The sequence below is a fragment of the Paraburkholderia caffeinilytica genome (genome assembly GCF_051027425.1).
GTDB classification, from domain to species: Bacteria; Pseudomonadota; Gammaproteobacteria; order Burkholderiales; family Burkholderiaceae; genus Paraburkholderia; species Paraburkholderia caffeinilytica_A.
On sequence record NZ_CP186552.1, the window covers coordinates 2,048,700 to 2,065,632 of the forward strand.

Here is a 16,933-nt window from a genome sequence, read left to right on the forward strand (position 1 = left end):
CGGATCAGGCGGCGAGGCGTGCTTCGGCTTCGACGGCGTCCGCGAGCTCGGCGAGCGTCGGGAACGTGAACGTCGGCGTTGTGACGGCCTCGGGCACCGGCGTGGCGCCGAAGCCCTTCTTGCCCTGACGGCGCTCGATCCAGCAGGTCGCATAGCCCAGTTTCGTGGCGACGCCGATGTCGTGGTACTGGCTCTGCGCGGTGTGCAGGATCTCGCCGAACTTGTAGCCGAATGCCGCCTGGCGGCCACGGTTGTAGGCGAAGAATTGCGGATCGGGCTTGGCGACGCCGGTTTCGTCGCAGCAGACCGTGTCGTCGAATGGATCGCCGAGCGTGTGCGCATAAGCCGACAGCGCGACGCGGTCCGCATTCGTCATCGCGACCAGACGGAAGTGCTTGCGCAGACGCTTGAGCGCGGCGACCGAGTCCGCGAACGCGGGCCATTCGAGCACGTCGCGCTGGAAGGCGGCGGCCGATTGCGGGTCGTCGGGCAGACCGAGTTCCTTCGCCAGCGACAGGTAGACGTTGGCCATTTCATGGCTCGAGCGGCCCGGGTAGGTCGCACGGCCACGCATGTACGGCTCGAAAATCTGGTCGTCGGTCAGGTCCTTCGCTGCCGGGCCGCCAATGCGCCGCACGGAGGCGAGCACGCCGCGCTCGAAGTCGATGAGTGTGCCGACGACGTCGAACGTCAGGACCTTGAAATCGGTGAGCTTCATGAAATCATCCTTTTGCAATGTGCTGTGAATCGGAACAGGGAGTGCCCGTGTCCGGGCGGGGGCGGTTAAAAAAGAGTGAGGTCAGGCGGGCACGACGATCGTGTCCTGCGGATCGAGCACGACGCTCATCGGCGCGCCCGGCTCCGGAATGCGCCGGCGCGCGTCGTGGCCGCCGGGCTGCCTGAGGCTGATGGCGGTGCCGTCGGCGAGCGTGGCGAACACGCGCAGGCTTTCGCCTTGATACAGCACCTCGGTGACCCGGCACGACAGGCGGTTCACGCCGTCGTGCCGATCGCCGCCGTCGATTACCAGCTTCTCGGTCTGCACCGCGAGCAGCAGTTTGTCGCCGCGCGGCAGCGGGTGGGCGGTGCGCAGAACCGTCTCGCCGAGACGGACGGCGTCGTCGCCGGCACGCGTCACGTCGAGCAGCGTCGCTTCGCCGATGAAGCTCGCCACGAACGCGTCGCACGGGCGGTCGTAGAGCCGTTCGGGTGTGTCGATCTGCACGAGCCGGCCGTTCTTCAGCACGGCGACGCGATCGCTCATGGTGAGCGCCTCACGCTGGTCGTGCGTCACATAGACGATCGTCGCGCCGAGCTTGCGATGCAGCCGCCGCAGTTCGATCTGCATGGTTTCGCGCAACTGCTTGTCGAGCGCGGAGAGCGGTTCGTCCATCAGGATCAGTTGCGGCTCGAAGACCATGGCGCGGGCGAGCGCCACGCGCTGGCGCTGGCCGCCGGACAATTGGCCGATGCCGCGGCTCTCGTAGCCGGAGAGTTCGACCATGGCGAGCGCGTCGGCGACCTTTTTCGCCCACGTCGCTTTCGGCTGACGGCGCGCGCGCAACGGAAACGCCACGTTCTCGCCAACGTTCATGTGCGGAAAGAGCGCGTAGTTCTGAAAGACGATGCCGATGTCCCGTTTGTGCGGCGGCGCAAATGTAATGTCGCGCTCGCCGACCCACACCGCGCCTGAACTGGGCTGCACGAAGCCGCCGAGGATGCCGAGCAGGGTGGTCTTGCCCGACCCGGACGGGCCGAGCAGCGACACGAATTCGCCTGGGGCGATATCGAGCGACACGTTGTCGAGGGCCATGACCGGACCATAACGTTTCACTGCCGATCGGATCGAAACACCTGTTTTCGCTCGTGCGTCCATGACGTTCTGTCTCGCTGTAGAAGCCCGCGTTAGGGAAAATATAGGCCGCGTCATTATTGACGGCAATTCCCAAATTGTTGGATAAGGCATAACATCAAGTCATGCCTAACCTTCGCAAAAAACTGCCGAGTGCGAACGCGCTGTTCGTGTTCGAAGCTGCGGCCCGCTGTGGCAACTTCACGCGTGCGGCGCAGGAGCTGTATGTCAGCCAGCCGGCGGTGAGCCGCATGCTCTCGCGCATGGAGGATCATCTCGGCGTGCGTCTTTTTGAGCGCGTGCGCGGTGGGATCGAACTGACCGAGAACGGCCGGATCCTTTACCGGAAAATATCCGAAGGCTTCAACGGCATAGAAAGCGCAATACGCGAGATCGAGGCGCGTGCGACGGGTGTCGAGTCGGTGTCGCTATCGGTGTCCACCGCGTTCACCACGCACTGGCTGATGCCGCGCATGAGCCGGCTGAACCAGGCGTTTCCGAATGTCGATTTGAGGTTTCAACTGATCTCAGGGCGCATTGGCGGGCCGCTCGTCGATGTCGATCTCGGCATGCGCTTCATGCGCGAAGACGAGATTGGTGAGAACAGCGTGCTCGTGATGCCGGAGACGTTGCTGCCGGTGTGCAACCGGCGCTATCACGAGACGGTTTCGACCGGAACGGGCCGCGAGCACGGCGATACGGTGATCGTGATGGACGACGGCGAGCGGGGCTGGCATGAGCGCTTCGCCGCGTTTGCGGCGCATGGGCGGCACGCCGCGAGCATGCTGAGTTTCAACGACTACGCCATCGTCGTGCAGGCGGCGCTGCTTGGGCAGGGCGTCGCGCTCGGCTGGCTCAATGTGGTGTCGCATTGGCTGCTCGAGGGCGCGCTGCTGCCGGCCGAAGAGGAACTGATCGTAACGAACCGGCGCTGCTGTCTGGTGTGGCCGGAGAATCGGCCGTTGCGGCCGGTTGCCGCGGACGTGCGCGACTGGATCATCGAGGAGACCCGCGCCGATGTGTCCGCGGTCGATCGAAATTATCCGAAGCTGGGGTTGCGGCGCTCGCTGGCGGAGGCGGGTCTGGTGATCTGAACGGCGCAGGATGACGCGCGAGGGTTCAGACTCCAGCCGGCCTCCCCAACATAATCACGCCGCAATCACACCAGATCGCGTCCGCCGGTTTCTTCGAGCATCGTCACGGCACAGAGCGAAATGATCACGCACGCGATCATGTACCACGCCGGCGCCATCGTATTGCCCGTCACCTTGATGAGCCACGCGACGACGAGTTGCGCCGTGCCGCCGAACACCGACACCGCCACGGCATACGCGCTTGCCAGGTAGCCCGCGCGCACATGCTTCGGAAAGTTCTCCGGCATCAGCGCATAGGCCGGCGCCGAACCCATCGTGTAGAAGAACATCAAAAGGACGATCAGGCCGATGACGACCGGCAGCGTCGGAAACTGGTTCATCAGCCAGAACGCGGGGTAGAGCAGCGCGATCAGCACCACGCGTCCGAACACGGTCAGCGGCTTTCTACGGCCCATGCGGTCCGACAGCGCGCCCCAGATCGGGCACATCACCAGCGAGACACAGGCGGCGCCGATCGAGACCAGCATCGACAGCTTGGGCGGCATCTTCAGATACTGAATCGAGTAGGTCGGGATGTAGTACATCAGCACGTAAGTCGCGACCGTCATGCCCATGATCGCGAAGACGGTCAAAAACCATTTACGCACGAGAGCCGGTTCGAAGCGCGAGCGCTCCGTTTTGACGGGTTCGTCGTCCACGATATGCCGGCGCAGATACACGCCTACCGGCATGATCAGCGTGCCGGCCAGAAACGGAACGCGCCATCCCCAATCGAGCAGATCCGCTGCGCTCAATTGATAGGTGAGCAGTGCGGCCATGCCCGAGCCAAGCAGGGCGGCCGCACCCTGGCTTGCCAGTTGCCAGCTTGCGCGAAAGCCACGCCCTTTTGCGGAGCCGGTTTCCAGCAGCGTCGCGGTGGCCGCGCCAAACTCGCCGCCTTGCGCAAAACCCTGCACGAGGCGCGCTATCACGATCAACGTGGGCGCGGCGATGCCGATCGTTTCATAGGTCGGCGCGAGACCGATCGCTGCGGAGCCGACGGCCATCAGGAAGATCGTCAGTGTGAGCGCAGCGCGGCGCCCGTGCTTGTCCGCGTAATGGCCGAGCACGAAGCCGCCGACGGGTCTCGCCACGAAGCCGATCGCGAACGCCGACAACGCCAGCAGGGTCGACACAATGGGATCGTGCGACGGAAAGAACAGCTTGGCGATGGTCAGCGCGAAAAAGCTGTAGACCGTGAAATCGAAGAATTCAAGCAGATTGCCGATAACGGCCGCCACGACAATGCGGGTCTGCGAAACCGCAGTCGTGCCGGACGACGTGAGAGGCTGGGTTGACATGGTTCAGGTCCTCACCGTAGGTGGTTTTATGATTGTTATGTCTGCGCGTTCTGAGCTGCGCTTAGACTTTCGACGCAAGAAACCGCTCGACCAGCCGCGTCCAGAATGCGGCGCCGACGGTCAGATTGTCGTCGTTGAAATCGTATTTCGCGTTGTGCAGCATGGGCGTGTTCATGCCATTGCCCACGCGCAGGAAGCAGCCTGGCTTTTTCAGCAGGTAGAAGGCGAAGTCTTCGCTGCCGGCGATCGGACCAAAGCCATCCACCACGCGTTCGTCGCCCACCAGTTCGCGTGCGACCTGCAAGGCGAATTCCGTCTCCGGCGCGCTGTTGACGAGCACCGGATAGCCCGGCACATAGTCGATCTCGACGCTGGCGCCGTGTGCTTCTGCATGCGCGTTGGCGAGCGCGCGGATGCGTGTTTCGAGTAGCGCGCGCACGGCGGGATCGAACGAGCGCACGCTCAGTTGAAGGCGCGCCGTTTCGGGGATCACGTTGGGCGCGTGTCCGGCATTGAACGCGCCGACCGTGACTACGGCGGGCTGCATCGGATCGATATTGCGCGACACGACGGTCTGCAGCGCCGTCACGAGCCCTGCGCCGATCACGAGCGGATCGGTGGTGAGGTGGGGGCGCGCGGCGTGACCGCCGCGGCCGTGGATCGTGATGTCGACGGTATCGCATGCGGCCATGAACGGACCGCTGCGGAACATGAAGGTACCCGCCGGTGCGCCGGGATGATTGTGCAGGCCGAAGATGGCTTCGCAAGGGAAACGCTCGAACAGACCGTCGGCAATCATGCGTTCCGCGCCGCTATCCGTGCCGATTTCCTCGGCGGGCTGAAAGACCAGATGGACCGTTCCGTCAAAGCGGCGCGTGCGCGCCAGATGCCGCGCTGCGCCAAGCACCATCGCCGTGTGGCCGTCGTGACCGCATGCGTGCATCTTGCCCGGGTGAACGCTGGAATAGGGCAGGCCGGTGGCCTCGGTGATCGGCAGGGCGTCCATATCGGCGCGCACGGCAACGGCCCGCGATCCCGTTCCCGACTTCAGCGAGGCGACCATGCCCGTTCCGCCCAGGCCACGTGTCACTTCGTAGCCCCAGCTTTCGAGCGCTTCGGCGACCAGATCCGCTGTCTGGAACTCCTGATAAGCGAGCTCAGGGTGCTGGTGCAAGCGGTGGCGAATGCCGCGCAGTTCGTCGTTCAGGTCGCTGGTTTCGTCGAGCGTACAAAAGTGTTGCGTATGGGTATCGGACATGGGATTGACGGGCATAGGGAAAGCGAAACGTCAGTATTTCGCTGCAAAAACGTGCGATCAATGACGTCTTAAGGTCGATAATGTTGACCTGAATGTCAACAGTCCGGAAAACATGTCAAACGACGCCGATATCCCTCAGCAAGGCGCCCTGAGCCTGCGCAGCCTCCGTTATCTGCATGAAATCGCCGTGCAGGGTGGGGTGCGGGCGGCGGCGGATGCGCTCGGCATCAATGCGTCGGTGATCAGCCGGCAGGTGAAGCAGCTGGAGCACGCACATGGTGTGGCGCTGCTCGAGCGGCAGGGCCGGCGCGTGGCGCTCACGGAAATCGGCCTGAGTCTCGTCGATCACTTTCGTGAAGGCCGGCGCCGCGATACTGAAATGCTGGCGCAACTGGAGGACTATCGGGGACTGCGGCGAGGACGGCTCGGTATCGGGTGTGGCGAGGGGTTCGTCGGCAATCTGATGGCGATCGTGCTCGAGCGTTTTAGCGCGCAGTTTCCGGATATCGTCGTCGATCTGCATACCGGCGCAACGTCCGAAATCATCGCGATGGTTCGTAACGACGAGGTCGATCTCGGCTTATGCGCGGGCGGTGCGAAGGACCCGTCGATACGCTCGCGCACGTTTCGCGCCGCGCCGTTCTGCGCGTTCGTGAGCCCGCGTCATCCGTTGGCGGGACTGCAACGCATCCGCTTCGAGCAGCTTGCCGATGCCCGCCTGATTTTCATGCCGCCGCGTTTCGGCGTGCAACAGTACGTCGACTCGATCATTCGCGCGGAGCGGCTCAGCCTGTCGCCGGCTTACCGGTGCGATATGTTCGCCGCGGCGCAGGCGATCGCGGCGGCGGGTCTTGGCGTCGCGTTCATGTCGACCGACGCCGCGCGGCAATATCTCGACGCGGGCAAACTCGTCGCGCTTGAAATCGATCATCCGATTGCACGCGACTTCAGCAGTCAGGTGATACGGCGGGTTGGCCGGCGCCTGTCGCCGGCGGCGGAGTTCCTGTGGAAGCAGTTGGTGGAGGCGATGCAGAGAGGGTGGGCGTCGGCGTCGGCTGGCAAAGGCCGATGAACGGAGTGCTGGAATTGCGGATGCGCGCGCACGGTCGTCGAACCGTCGTTGCGATCGATCGTGGTCGCGCGGCATCAGGTTGCTGGTGAAAGGTGGCGCCGGTCCGGTGGCACCGCGAACTCAATGCGCGGGTCCGGCATTCAGTTTGGTCGCCGAAGCCCGGGCACTATCGGCGGTCAGCTTTGCGGCGCCTGGTTCATAGCCGTTCGAATACAGCAGGAAGGCCATGATGTCGGCATAGTCCTGGTCTTTCAGCTTGCCGGGACGGTCGGCCGGCATATTGGTCGCCATGTAGCCAAACACGCCGCCGATCGTCAGATGTGCATTTGCCGCCGGCGCGAACGCGGGCCCACGCAGCGCCGGAGCGGTCACGCCTTGCAACGCACCGCCGTGACATTTCGCGCACGAACTCGCATAGAGCGTCTTGCCGTGATTGGCCTGCAAGCGGTCGAACGATGGCGCGTCGGTGGAGTCGCCGGCAGACACCTTGATGAAGCGTCCCTGCGCCGTCCCGGCCGCCGCGGCTCGCCCGATGGCGGCGGGCAGGCGTGACGTCTGGACCGAGCCGTCGAGATAGGCATAGTGCGATGCGCCTGCAGCCCCTCGCGATGCGGCGGCTTCTGTATCGGGCATCGTCCATGCGCGTGTCAATGCAGCCAGTTTGCCGTTGGTGCTCATCCGGGCGAGCGCGGTGTCGACGCGTTTCTGCAGTGCCCCGCTGTTGGCGCCGAACGCGAACACGAGGTGCCAGTCCGCGTAGGGCGAGGTGGTTGGCGTAACGGTGAAGTGCTGTTGCGGATGCGCGAGACCGTAGGCGACGACCGCGGGATACCAGACAATCGCGCGTTGCGCGCGGCCATTGGCCACCGCGCTCACGCTCAGCTCCGCGGTGTTTTCCAGATCCAGCCTGACATCCTTCTGCTGGAGTGCGATCAGTTGTGCGGGACTTGCGTACATCGCCGCGACGGTATTTTTGGCGGTGTCGTCCGGCGTCGCGCCGGGGACCTGAACGCTGACGTAGCCTGAGCGCAGATAGCCGCGGGAAAACAGCATCTTGCTTCGGGAGGCGTCTGCCACGGTCGAGCGCGGAAAGCCGGCGATCACGTCGCAGTCATGACCGAGGGTCCGGTCGAGTTCCCTCAGCGATACGCCGTCGTCATCGCCGTCGTTGATTCCATGCGCGACGAGCGACGCTGCGACGTCGGCGGTCCTGAAGACTTCTCGTGCCACGGCCTGATCGAGCGCGGTCGATGGACTGCCGGGAAAGGTGCAGACGCGCACGCCCGCCATGGCCTGAACCGGCGTGAGCGTGACGCTGGCCGCGAGCAGAGCGGCGGCCGACAGATGTTTGATGTGCAGGGTGGTCATGATGGAATCCGTAAAGACAGGAGCAGGCCGCAGCCGCGCGACGCGGCTGCGATACTGCAATGCGTGGGGCGATCAGCTCTGGTTCAGCGCGAACACATACAGGGTGCCGCCACGTGGAACTTTCTCTGCAGCCTTGGCCATCGGACCACCCCAGATCGGATTCGCACCACCGTAGCCGGCCAGCACCGCGACATATTCCTTGCCGTCGATCTCGAACACTGACGGCTGCGCAATGATGCCGCTCGCCAGTTTCGGGCTTTGCCATAACACCTTGCCGCTCGTTTCGTCGAACGCATACAGGTGGCCGTCGAGCGAGCCGCTGAAGGCGAGACCGCCGGCGGTGGTGGCGACGCCGCCATTCCAGGGCAATTTCGTCCAGTGACTCCAGACCTTCTTGCCGGTGTTGACGTCGACCGCTTGCAGCTCGCCGTAACCTTGGCTACCCGGTTCGGGTTTGATTTCGAAGCCTTCGCCGAGATAAGGCAACCCCTCCATGTAATTGACCGATTTGCCGGACAGCGACATGCAGGCATGCAAGGCCGGAATGAAGGCGAGATGCTTGTCGGGGTCATAGGAAACCGACCACCAGTTCTTGCCGCCGAGGAAGCTCGGACAGGTTTCGATGGTCGTGCCGGCCTTCGGATACTTGCTTGCATCCTGCTGCGGCGCGCCATCTGCCGAATAGCCTGTGACTGAAGTTGCCTTGACGAACGGCCGCGCGTAGATCAGCTTGCCCGTGGCCCGGTCGATCGCATGGAAGTAGCCGTTGCGATCGGCATGCACAATTGCATCGTAGTCCTTGCCTTCATATTTAATATTGGCGAGAACCGGTGTATTGACGCCGTCATAGTCCCAGGTGTCATGACGCGTGTACTGATAATGCCATTTGAGGTCGCCCGTCTTCGGGTCGAGTGCGAGCAGCGAGTCGGAATATAAATTGTCGCCCGGACGCAAATCCGCGAGCCACGGTCCGGGGTTGCCGACACCCCAGTACAGTGTTTTCGATGCCGCGTCATAGGTGCCTGTCAGCCATGCGGGTGCTCCGCCATGTTCCTGCATGCCATCCGGCCACGTGTTGCCGTCCTTCTCTTTCGCGCCCGGGACGGTATAGCGCTTCCAGAGCACGTTGCCGTCCTTCGGGTCGAGCGCCGCGATGAAGCCGCGCGCGCCGTATTCGCCGCCGGAACTGCCCACCACGATCGCACCGTCGAGCGCGAGCGGCGCCAATGAAAATGCGTAGCCGATACCGGGTTCGAACATCTGCTTTTTCCAGACGAGCGCGCCGGTTTGCGCATCGAGTGCCGCGACTTCGCCGCTCAGCATCGCGACATAGACGTTCTTTCCGTACAGCGCAACACCGCGGTTGACCACGTCGCAGCAAGCGGTCTTGAACGATTCGTCGCCGAGCTTCGGCTCATATTTCCAGAGCTGTTTTCCCGATGCCGCATCGAACGCGTAGACGTTGTCCTTCGGCGTGGTCACGAACATGAAGCGGCCGTTGATGATTGGCGTTGCTTCAAAGCCCTGCTGAAGATCGGCCGGAAACTTGTAGCTCCATGCCTGCTTCAGTTTTTTCACATTCGATGTGTCGATCTGCTTGAGCGGCGAGTGGGCCTGGCCGTTATACGTGCGGTAGTAGGTAAGCCAGCCGGGGTCGCTTTGGGCAGAGGTCAGGCGCTCGTACGTGACCGCCGGGTAGTCGTCGGCTGCCGCAACGGGCCCAGGCTTCAGACTGATGGTGGCGACGGCAACGGCGCCCATGACTAGCGTTGCGAGCCGCATAGTCGAAGCCGAAGGTGTCTTCATTGTTGTCTCCTGTTGATTTGTCGATGCGGTGCCTCCCGGCGGACCGTCGCCTGAAGGTTGCAGAATGACTGCGCAATCGTTAAGGCAAATCGCATGCCACTTTGGGTTGATCGGCGAGGTTCCCTGGCGCGAGCGGGTTCGCGCGAGACGACGGCCTCGCGGCGAATCGATCCCGTGCCGCAGGGGTGTTGCATGGCGGAACAGCGCGTGCCGCGTGTGTTGCCAAACGTGACAGGTCCGACGTCGCCAGGATACTGTCTTGACGCGCGCGCGAGCGGATGACGTGCGCGTATCTGGAATCAGCCGCCTCGTAGTCGATGGATGCAATCGATGGCACGGTTCTCGCTGTTTGGCTCCGGCGATGACGGCGTGCGAGCCCGACGACAGTTGAACGGGCCAACGTGTCAAGTCGATTCCATTACCAATCAGGAGGCGCCACGAATGAACCACGCAGACATGCAATTTCTCGACGTTGAATTTCCCTTCGCACGCCAATACGGCAATTTCATTGGCGGTCAATGGATCGAGCCTGTACGCGGCGAATACTTCGAGAACCATTCGCCGATTACGGGTGAGCCCTTCACGTCGATTCCGCGTTCCACTGAAGAAGACATCGAGCTCGCACTCGATGCGGCGCATCGCGCCAGCAAAGCCTGGGCCGATACGTCACCCGCCGCGCGCGCCACGATCCTGAATCGGATCGCGGATCGCATGGAGAAGAATCTGTCGCGCCTTGCATTTGCGGAATCGATCGACAACGGCAAGCCGATCCGCGAAACGATGGCCGCGGACATTCCGCTCGCGATCGACCACTTCCGCTATTTCGCTGGCTGTATCCGGGCACAGGAAGGATCGATTGGCGAGATCGACGGCGATACGGTGGCGTATCACTTCCATGAGCCGCTGGGCGTGGTCGGTCAGATCATCCCGTGGAATTTCCCGATTCTGATGGCGACGTGGAAAGTCGCGCCGGCGCTTGCCGCCGGCAATTGCGTGGTATTGAAACCGGCGGAGCAGACGCCCGCGTCGATTCTCGTATTGCTCGAACTGATTCAGGATTTGTTGCCGCCGGGCGTGCTGAATGTGGTCAATGGCTTCGGCGTCGAAGCGGGCAAGCCGCTTGCAACCAGCAAGCGTATCGCGAAGATCGCGTTTACCGGAGAGACGTCGACGGGCCGCCTGATCATGCAGTACGCGAGCCAGAACATCATCCCCGTGACGCTCGAGCTCGGCGGCAAGAGCCCGAATATTTTCTTTGCCGACGTAATGGATCAGGACGATAGCTTCTTCGATAAGGCGCTCGAAGGCTTCGCGATGTTCGCGCTGAATCAGGGCGAGGTCTGCACCTGTCCGTCGCGCGTGCTGATTGACGAAAAGATCTACGACCGCTTCATGGAACGGGCGATCAAGCGCGTTGCTGCAATCCGGCAGGGACATCCGCTCGACACGAGGACGATGATCGGTGCGCAGGCCTCGCAGGAACAGCTTGAGAAAATTCTTTCGTATATCGATCTGGGCAAGCAGGAGGGCGCGCAATGCCTGATCGGCGGGGAGCGCGGCGCGCTGGGCGGTGAGCTGAGCAAAGGCTATTACGTGAAGCCGACCGTATTTCGCGGGCACAATAAAATGCGCATTTTTCAGGAAGAGATTTTCGGCCCGGTCGTGTCTGTCACGACCTTCAGGACCGAGGACGAAGCGCTGGAAATCGCCAACGATACGCTTTACGGTCTGGGCGCCGGCGTGTGGACACGCGACGGTACGCGCGCCTATCGCTTCGGCCGGCAGATTCAGGCGGGCCGCGTGTGGACCAATTGCTATCACGCCTATCCGGCGCATGCGGCGTTCGGCGGCTATAAGCAGTCGGGTATCGGCCGTGAAACGCACAAGATGATGCTCGACCACTATCAACAGACCAAGAACCTGCTCGTCAGCTACAGCGAGCAACCGCTGGGCTTTTTCTAAATAGCCGGCGCCCGGCCGCCCCGATCCGCCCCGGTCGCAAATCCCGCCACCCGGAGGGTGGGGGCGGGCGGCGCAACCGAACAAAGGATGCAATCAGGAGCGCGTCGTCACCGTACAACGATACGTAAGTTCTGCCAGAAGCCATAGCGGCGGCGCTGGATGAATGATGTCGTGGTTCATATCAGTCCACCCAGCCTCGCTGCCGCGCATGCTCGATAAAGCGGTATACGTCGGCGGCAAGGGCAGAGGTGCTGAACAGGTGTTCGAGTTCTCCAATGATGTCGTCGAGTTCACGGGTGCCGTCGCAGCGCGACAGGATCTCGCCGGCGCTCGGATTGAGCTTGACCATCCCTTCGGGATAGAGCAATACGTAGGCGTCTTGCGCGGTCTCCCATTGCAGCCGGAACATCGACTTCAGATGGGGGCGCAGGCGGGTCGCATCGGTGGGATTCGATGAACTCATTCTGGATAAGCCTTTTCAATTGCGTCGAGCATCGACCACAGGATGTCGAGCTTGAATTGCAGAATGTCGAGCGCGCGTCGCTGCGCTTCTGGCGTGCGGAAATAGTGCGGTGTGACGTCGAGGTCATGGCACCGCTCGTCGCCACCTGCGGCGGTAGCGGCGAGCGGCGCTTTGAGCGTGTCGTTAGCGGGTGGCGATATACATCGTGATTTCAAAGCCGAAACGCAGATCGGTGTAAGCGGGGGTGGTCCACTGCATGAATGTCTCCTTGGATGTGATAGGTCGGTGAGTCAGCCGCGCAGAACACGCGGTCGAATAGCCAACGCAAAGTCCATGCCGGGGTGCCGCAGACCGCTTCGACGGACGCATAGCGGACATGAAGACACATGACATTCGGAAACGAAGCTTCGGCATGGATGAACAGGCCGTCTCGCGCAGCGACACCGCGCGTCACGATGGATCAACCCATGTGCCACTGCTCATTTAAGGGACACCAGTGTTGCAGAACGCAACACCGGCTGAACAGTCGGACGGATTCGATGGCGCAGACCGGCGACGAGCGAGTCCCTCGCGGACCGTTCAGAGATCTTCCGGCACACCGTCCGCACCGGATAACGCAGGCAGTTTCCGGTAGATCGTATTGCGGGAAATCCCCAGGTCCCGCGCCGCCGCGGACACATTGCCCCCGTGCCGCGCGACTGCGGCCGCAATGGTCGATGTCGCGACATCCTGCAGGCGTACTGCCTGCGCCGCCCAGGCGGTCTGCGAGTCAGTTGCTGAAACGACGGTGCCCGGAGCGTTGGCGGTGCTCCGCAAATCTTCGAAGAAATCATCGGGCAGATGCTCAACGCGGATTTCGCCGTCATCGTCGACCATCGCAGCGGCCGTGCGCAGCAGATTGCCCAGTTGCCGGAAATTGCCTGGCCACGTGCATCGCTCAAATAGCGCCATCACGTCGCCGGCGACACTCAGACGATTGCCGCTCGCGCAATCGGGCGGTTCGCTCTGCAGCATCTTCTGGATGACCGTTGCCAGGTCGGTGCGCTCGCGCAGGGGAGGCAACTTCACGACGAGGCCGTTCAGACGGTAATACAGATCCTCGCGAAAGCGGTTCTGCGCGATCATCTCGCGTAGGTCCCGGTGGGTCGCACAGATAATGGCAATGTCGACCGGAATCGACTTGCTCGAGCCGAGCGGGTTCACCAGCCTTTCCTGCAGCACGCGCAGGAGGCGCACTTGCAGCGGATACGGCATGTCGCCGATTTCGTCGAGAAACAGCGTACCGCCGTTAGCCTGCAGTAATTTGCCGAGCGCACCTTTACGCCGCGCGCCGGTGAACGCGCCTTCCTCGTAGCCGAACAGTTCGGATTCGATCAGGGTCTCCGGAATCGACGCGCAATTGACCGCGACAAACGCGTTGCCCCGCCGCGGCGAATCGTTGTGAATTGCCTGGGCGAGAAGTTCTTTGCCGGTGCCCGTTTCACCCGTGATCAGGATCGGGATGTTTTTGCCGATCACCTTGCGGACCTTGCCGATCACCGCGGATACCTGCGGGTCGCCCGTATCGAGGTACGTAAGTCGCGACAGCGCGCTGGACGCCGCTGCGGGCTGCGGCGCCAAGGCGCGCGCCGGCCTCGCACCGTCCTGCGGATCGAGCGGCCAGCCGCTATTGGCGAGCGTGGCGCGTCTGAACTCGACGTTCGCGCACACCACCGTGCCGTTGTGCAGATCGAGCGACATATGCCGTCCAAGACTCATGCGCAGACGGTCGATCAGTTGCGGGCTGGTGAGCCCGAACAGCGACGACAACGTGTGTGCGCGTAGCGCTGCGAGCGGCATGCCCAACTGAAATTGCGCACTGCGGTTCGCCGATAGAAAACGGCCATCGCAGGTAAACGCAACGATTCCCTCCATGAGCGTGCCGAGGAATTCGGGGCGTCCATGGAAGGCGATTTGCAAGGTTTCGCGAAAGGTGCTGGTGAACAGATGATTCTCGATCATCTGCACGGACATCCTGGCAAGCGCCATCGTATGCTGATGATAGCTGCGATGGTCGCCTGTCACGTCCAGCACGCCGATCAGGTCGCCATAGGGGTCGAGGATCGGTACGCTTGAGCAGGTCAGAAAGCGATTGGCGGCGAGATAGTGTTGCTCGCCGTGGACGACCGTCGCGGATCGCTCGATGATTGCCGTGCCGATCGCGTTGGTCCCCTGGCGGTCTTCGGCCCAGTTCGCGCCGGGCCGCAGCGCTACCTTTTCAGCCCGCTGCAGGAAGTCGTCGTCGCCGATCGAATGAAGAATCAGGCCTTCGGCGTCGGTCAGCACGATCATGCTTTGGGTGTTGACGATCTGTTCATGGAGGGTCTCCATCACCGGCGTCGCGTGTGCGCATAGAACCCGGCTCTGCTCCATCTTCAACAGGAGTTCCGCCCTGGGCAGCACGTCGTAATCGGGACGTGTCGACGCAATCAGACCGAAGGTTTCCGAGCGTTCGTGAGCCTTCTGAATGGAAGGTGTAAGCCATCCACTTTCGCGAGTCGCCAGTGGGCTGATTGTATGAGACGTGTCATCCTGCATTGTCTCCTCCTGTTTGAGCGCCGGTCATGTAGCCGGAACATCTTGGGTGCATTGGCCCACTTGATTAGCAAGTCTCGAGCCAGTTTTTTGCCGCCATTCCGTTTCGCGGGTATACGCTTGCAATCGCATTCGCGAATGCTTGCGTCTACCGCGTAGCGTTACACTCGGCGATTTGCCTCCTATCCGACAAATTGCGGAGCCAAAGCATGCCAGGATCACGGTCGCGAAACGAGCAACGGCAACATGTAATGCATCGAGTCTTCCGCGACGGTCATCACGTGGCTTTCACGGTAGCGGGCACGGCCACCGGTATTCCCGTGGTTGTGCTGCATGGCGGTCCGGGTAGCGGAAGCCAGCAATCGGTATTGCAACTGTTCGATCTCGCGCGCTTTCGCGTTGTGCTGGTGGATCAGCGCGGCGCCGGCGCGTCGACTCCACGCGGGAGCCTGCGCCATAACCGCACGGCGCAACTGACCGGCGACCTCGAAGCTATTCGCATGCGGCTCGGTATCGAGCGATGGGGCGTCATGGGCGGTTCGTGGGGTGCGTCGCTCGCGCTTGCCTATGCCGGGTTGTATCCTCGCGCGGTAACAGGCGTTGTGATGCGCGGACTGTTTCTAACTTCGGCCCGTGAGGTGCGTCGTCTGTTCGGTGCGAGCAGGGTGCATGCGCCGCATGAATGGAAGCGATTGTGCGCCGCGGCGCAGTGCCATCGTCCGTCTGCCTTGCTGGGTCGCTGCGCGACGGCGCTGCAAGCCGGCGGTTTGGCCGCACGCCAACGCGCCGTCGCGCTTGCGTGGCGCGACTATGAAGCGGCAGTGCTCGCGTCGTCGCATTCACGCCGCGTGCACGTGCGGCCCGTTCGTTCGTATGCGGTAGTGCGCAAGCTGATTTCCAAGTACCGGATTCAGGCGCACTACCTGACGCACGATTGCTGGCTCGGCGAGCGCCGCTTGCTGTCGCGTGCGCGAGATGCGCAAGCGGCAGGCGTACCGCTCTTTGCCGTGCATGGGATGCGCGATCCGGTTTGCCCGCCGGACAATCTGCGGCGTCTTGCACGCGTGGTGCCGGCTGTGCACGTCGAGTGGGCGCATGCGGGACATCTGGCAACCGAACCCGAACTTGCCATGCGGATGAAACGCGCGATCGAAGCGGTGTTCGCACCATGCGCTTTATCTGCGGATGCCGCAACGTGATGGCATGGGTTTGCGATCGGACTCTGCGGTCGAAAGACGTTCATGCTGTTGACGCCGATGGGTGAGGGTATGGCGTGATTTTTGTCTCGCGCACGGCAAGTTGACAACGCCTTCTCGCCCGACCGGGAACATTGGACCGGATCACTCCTCGGGGGCAGCCCACCCGCGGACACTAACCTCTGCCAGCGCCTCGAATACCGCCGGCGTGCGTTCCAGGCGGGCGATCGTTCGGGCGCCTTCGAGGGCGGCTACCAATCCGGCTGCGGTAGAGGACGCGCGCGCGGGAGCGAAACCGCACCCCCTAAAATGCTCCGCAATAATCTCGGTCGACTCAATAAAACCGCGCGCTACCCGTTGGGTCAGCTCAGCGTCGAGCGCGGGCAGCTCATTCGCCAGATTTTGCATTAGACATCCATACTGGAAATCAGAGGCGACCATCTCAGCCGCAAATGTGCTGAAAATCTGATGAACAAAATTCAGCGCATCACCCGTCGTATTCGCCGAGATGCCCCGTAGTACAGCAATTCGATTCGCAATGTAGTTATCGATTGCTTCTTCTGCGAGTTGTGCCTTGCCGCGTGGAAAGTGAAAGTAGAACGATCCCTTAGGCGCACCGCTTTCTTTAAGGATCTGGATCAATCCCGTCGCAGTGTAGCCCTGGATGCGAAACAGCCGTTCGGCCGTGGCAATCGCGCTAGCGCGGGCGTCAGTCTTACGTGTCATGCCGGAAACGTACCACGTTTCGCTTGACGTCGCTATGGCGATCGACCTACTATGGCGATCACCATATTCTGATTCCAGCGATGCCCCTCGACCCAATCACGCCATCGACGTCCCGACGAGCCGTCTTGGCGATGGGTGCGGTCAGCCTGATCGCCGCTTTTATTCGACCCGCCCGCGCAAACCTCATAGGAGGAATTGACTTGTCCACAGCAACGTATGGCG

14 protein-coding genes and 1 pseudogene are annotated in these 16,933 nt (G+C 62.4%); 4 read left to right on the forward strand and 11 right to left on the reverse strand.

The genetic code is table 11. The features are described 5' to 3' along the window. Positions 1-4: 4 nt before the first annotated feature. Both ACOSV0_RS08990 and ACOSV0_RS08995 read right to left on the reverse strand, forming a co-directional pair. Positions 5-718 (reverse strand): HAD-IA family hydrolase, encoded by a 714-nt coding sequence (locus ACOSV0_RS08990; RefSeq protein WP_434109976.1) that lies wholly within the window; start codon positions 716-718, stop codon positions 5-7. Positions 719-799: 81 nt separating this feature from the next. Beyond that, positions 800-1,876 (reverse strand): ABC transporter ATP-binding protein, encoded by a 1,077-nt coding sequence (locus ACOSV0_RS08995; RefSeq protein WP_434109977.1) that lies wholly within the window; start codon positions 1,874-1,876, stop codon positions 800-802. Between the two features lie 101 nt (positions 1,877-1,977). On the opposite strand from ACOSV0_RS08995, the gene ACOSV0_RS09000 reads away from it, so the two are divergent. Then, on the forward strand, positions 1,978-2,946 hold the full coding sequence (locus tag ACOSV0_RS09000; protein ID WP_434109978.1) for a LysR family transcriptional regulator: 969 nt from the start codon (positions 1,978-1,980) through the stop codon (positions 2,944-2,946). A 65-nt stretch (positions 2,947-3,011) separates the two neighbouring features. Here the strand turns inward: ACOSV0_RS09000 and ACOSV0_RS09005 are convergent, their stop codons facing one another. Together ACOSV0_RS09005 and ACOSV0_RS09010 are read right to left on the reverse strand one after the other, a co-directional pair. Further along, entirely contained in the window at positions 3,012-4,286 is a 1,275-nt protein-coding gene (locus tag ACOSV0_RS09005) for an MFS transporter (protein WP_434109979.1), read from the reverse strand. 61 nt (positions 4,287-4,347) lie between these two features. Beyond that, positions 4,348-5,544 (reverse strand): M20 aminoacylase family protein, encoded by a 1,197-nt coding sequence (locus ACOSV0_RS09010; protein ID WP_434109980.1) that lies wholly within the window; start codon positions 5,542-5,544, stop codon positions 4,348-4,350. Between the two features lie 112 nt (positions 5,545-5,656). Between ACOSV0_RS09010 and ACOSV0_RS09015 the strand changes: the two genes are divergently transcribed. After that, the gene (locus ACOSV0_RS09015; protein ID WP_434109981.1) at positions 5,657-6,616 is read left to right on the forward strand and encodes a LysR family transcriptional regulator; all 960 of its coding nucleotides are present in this window, start codon (positions 5,657-5,659) and stop codon (positions 6,614-6,616) included. A 120-nt stretch (positions 6,617-6,736) separates the two neighbouring features. Here ACOSV0_RS09015 and ACOSV0_RS09020 read toward each other — a convergent pair whose 3' ends face one another. Together ACOSV0_RS09020 and ACOSV0_RS09025 are read right to left on the reverse strand one after the other, a co-directional pair. Continuing rightward, positions 6,737-7,984 carry a c-type cytochrome gene (locus ACOSV0_RS09020; RefSeq protein WP_434109982.1) on the reverse strand — a complete coding sequence of 416 codons (1,248 nt, stop codon included), beginning with the start codon at positions 7,982-7,984 and terminating at the stop codon, positions 6,737-6,739. A gap of 72 nt (positions 7,985-8,056) precedes the next feature. Further along, a complete protein-coding gene (locus ACOSV0_RS09025; protein WP_434109983.1) occupies positions 8,057-9,790 on the reverse strand; it encodes a methanol/ethanol family PQQ-dependent dehydrogenase in 1,734 nt (577 codons plus the stop codon). A 441-nt stretch (positions 9,791-10,231) separates the two neighbouring features. On the opposite strand from ACOSV0_RS09025, the gene adh reads away from it, so the two are divergent. Then, positions 10,232-11,752, forward strand: a complete 1,521-nt coding sequence (adh, locus tag ACOSV0_RS09030; RefSeq protein ID WP_434109984.1) for an aldehyde dehydrogenase — start codon at positions 10,232-10,234, stop codon at positions 11,750-11,752. A 181-nt stretch (positions 11,753-11,933) separates the two neighbouring features. Here adh and pqqD read toward each other — a convergent pair whose 3' ends face one another. The 4 genes and pseudogenes from pqqD to ACOSV0_RS09050 form a co-directional block, all read right to left on the reverse strand. Next, positions 11,934-12,215, reverse strand: a complete 282-nt coding sequence (gene pqqD / locus ACOSV0_RS09035; RefSeq protein WP_434109985.1) for a pyrroloquinoline quinone biosynthesis peptide chaperone PqqD — start codon at positions 12,213-12,215, stop codon at positions 11,934-11,936. Next, positions 12,212-12,343 (reverse strand): annotated as a pseudogene (locus ACOSV0_RS09040) (pyrroloquinoline-quinone synthase PqqC); the annotation flags it as partial. The pseudogene ACOSV0_RS09040 and the gene pqqD, both read right to left, overlap by 4 nt. Positions 12,344-12,398: 55 nt before the next feature. Then, complete coding sequence (gene pqqA / locus ACOSV0_RS09045; protein ID WP_033379411.1) at positions 12,399-12,473, reverse strand: pyrroloquinoline quinone precursor peptide PqqA; 75 nt, start codon at positions 12,471-12,473, stop codon at positions 12,399-12,401. 321 nt (positions 12,474-12,794) lie between these two features. Further along, positions 12,795-14,792: a sigma-54-dependent Fis family transcriptional regulator gene (locus ACOSV0_RS09050; protein ID WP_434109986.1), complete on the reverse strand. Its 1,998-nt coding sequence runs from the start codon at positions 14,790-14,792 to the stop codon at positions 12,795-12,797. Positions 14,793-14,998: 206 nt separating this feature from the next. Here ACOSV0_RS09050 and ACOSV0_RS09055 point away from each other — a divergent pair, with 206 nt between their 5' ends. Then, positions 14,999-15,988 (forward strand): alpha/beta fold hydrolase, encoded by a 990-nt coding sequence (locus tag ACOSV0_RS09055; RefSeq protein ID WP_434109987.1) that lies wholly within the window; start codon positions 14,999-15,001, stop codon positions 15,986-15,988. 141 nt (positions 15,989-16,129) lie between these two features. Here ACOSV0_RS09055 and ACOSV0_RS09060 read toward each other — a convergent pair whose 3' ends face one another. Beyond that, positions 16,130-16,711 (reverse strand): TetR/AcrR family transcriptional regulator, encoded by a 582-nt coding sequence (locus ACOSV0_RS09060; protein WP_434109988.1) that lies wholly within the window; start codon positions 16,709-16,711, stop codon positions 16,130-16,132. Between the last annotated feature and the right edge of the window lie 222 nt (positions 16,712-16,933).

Coding starts and splice junctions, on each gene's coding strand:
- pqqD (WP_434109985.1), bottom strand. CDS start 12,215: ATGAGTTCATCGAATCCCACCGATGCGACCCGCCTGCGCCCCCATCTG.
- ACOSV0_RS09050 (WP_434109986.1), bottom strand. CDS start 14,792: ATGCAGGATGACACGTCTCATACAATCAGCCCACTGGCGACTCGCGAA.
- ACOSV0_RS09055 (WP_434109987.1), top strand. CDS start 14,999: ATGCCAGGATCACGGTCGCGAAACGAGCAACGGCAACATGTAATGCAT.
- adh (WP_434109984.1), top strand. CDS start 10,232: ATGAACCACGCAGACATGCAATTTCTCGACGTTGAATTTCCCTTCGCA.
- ACOSV0_RS09025 (WP_434109983.1), bottom strand. CDS start 9,790: ATGAAGACACCTTCGGCTTCGACTATGCGGCTCGCAACGCTAGTCATG.
- ACOSV0_RS09000 (WP_434109978.1), top strand. CDS start 1,978: ATGCCTAACCTTCGCAAAAAACTGCCGAGTGCGAACGCGCTGTTCGTG.
- ACOSV0_RS08995 (WP_434109977.1), bottom strand. CDS start 1,876: ATGGACGCACGAGCGAAAACAGGTGTTTCGATCCGATCGGCAGTGAAA.
- ACOSV0_RS08990 (WP_434109976.1), bottom strand. CDS start 718: ATGAAGCTCACCGATTTCAAGGTCCTGACGTTCGACGTCGTCGGCACA.
- ACOSV0_RS09015 (WP_434109981.1), top strand. CDS start 5,657: ATGTCAAACGACGCCGATATCCCTCAGCAAGGCGCCCTGAGCCTGCGC.
- ACOSV0_RS09010 (WP_434109980.1), bottom strand. CDS start 5,544: ATGTCCGATACCCATACGCAACACTTTTGTACGCTCGACGAAACCAGC.
- ACOSV0_RS09020 (WP_434109982.1), bottom strand. CDS start 7,984: ATGACCACCCTGCACATCAAACATCTGTCGGCCGCCGCTCTGCTCGCG.
- ACOSV0_RS09005 (WP_434109979.1), bottom strand. CDS start 4,286: ATGTCAACCCAGCCTCTCACGTCGTCCGGCACGACTGCGGTTTCGCAG.
- ACOSV0_RS09060 (WP_434109988.1), bottom strand. CDS start 16,711: ATGACACGTAAGACTGACGCCCGCGCTAGCGCGATTGCCACGGCCGAA.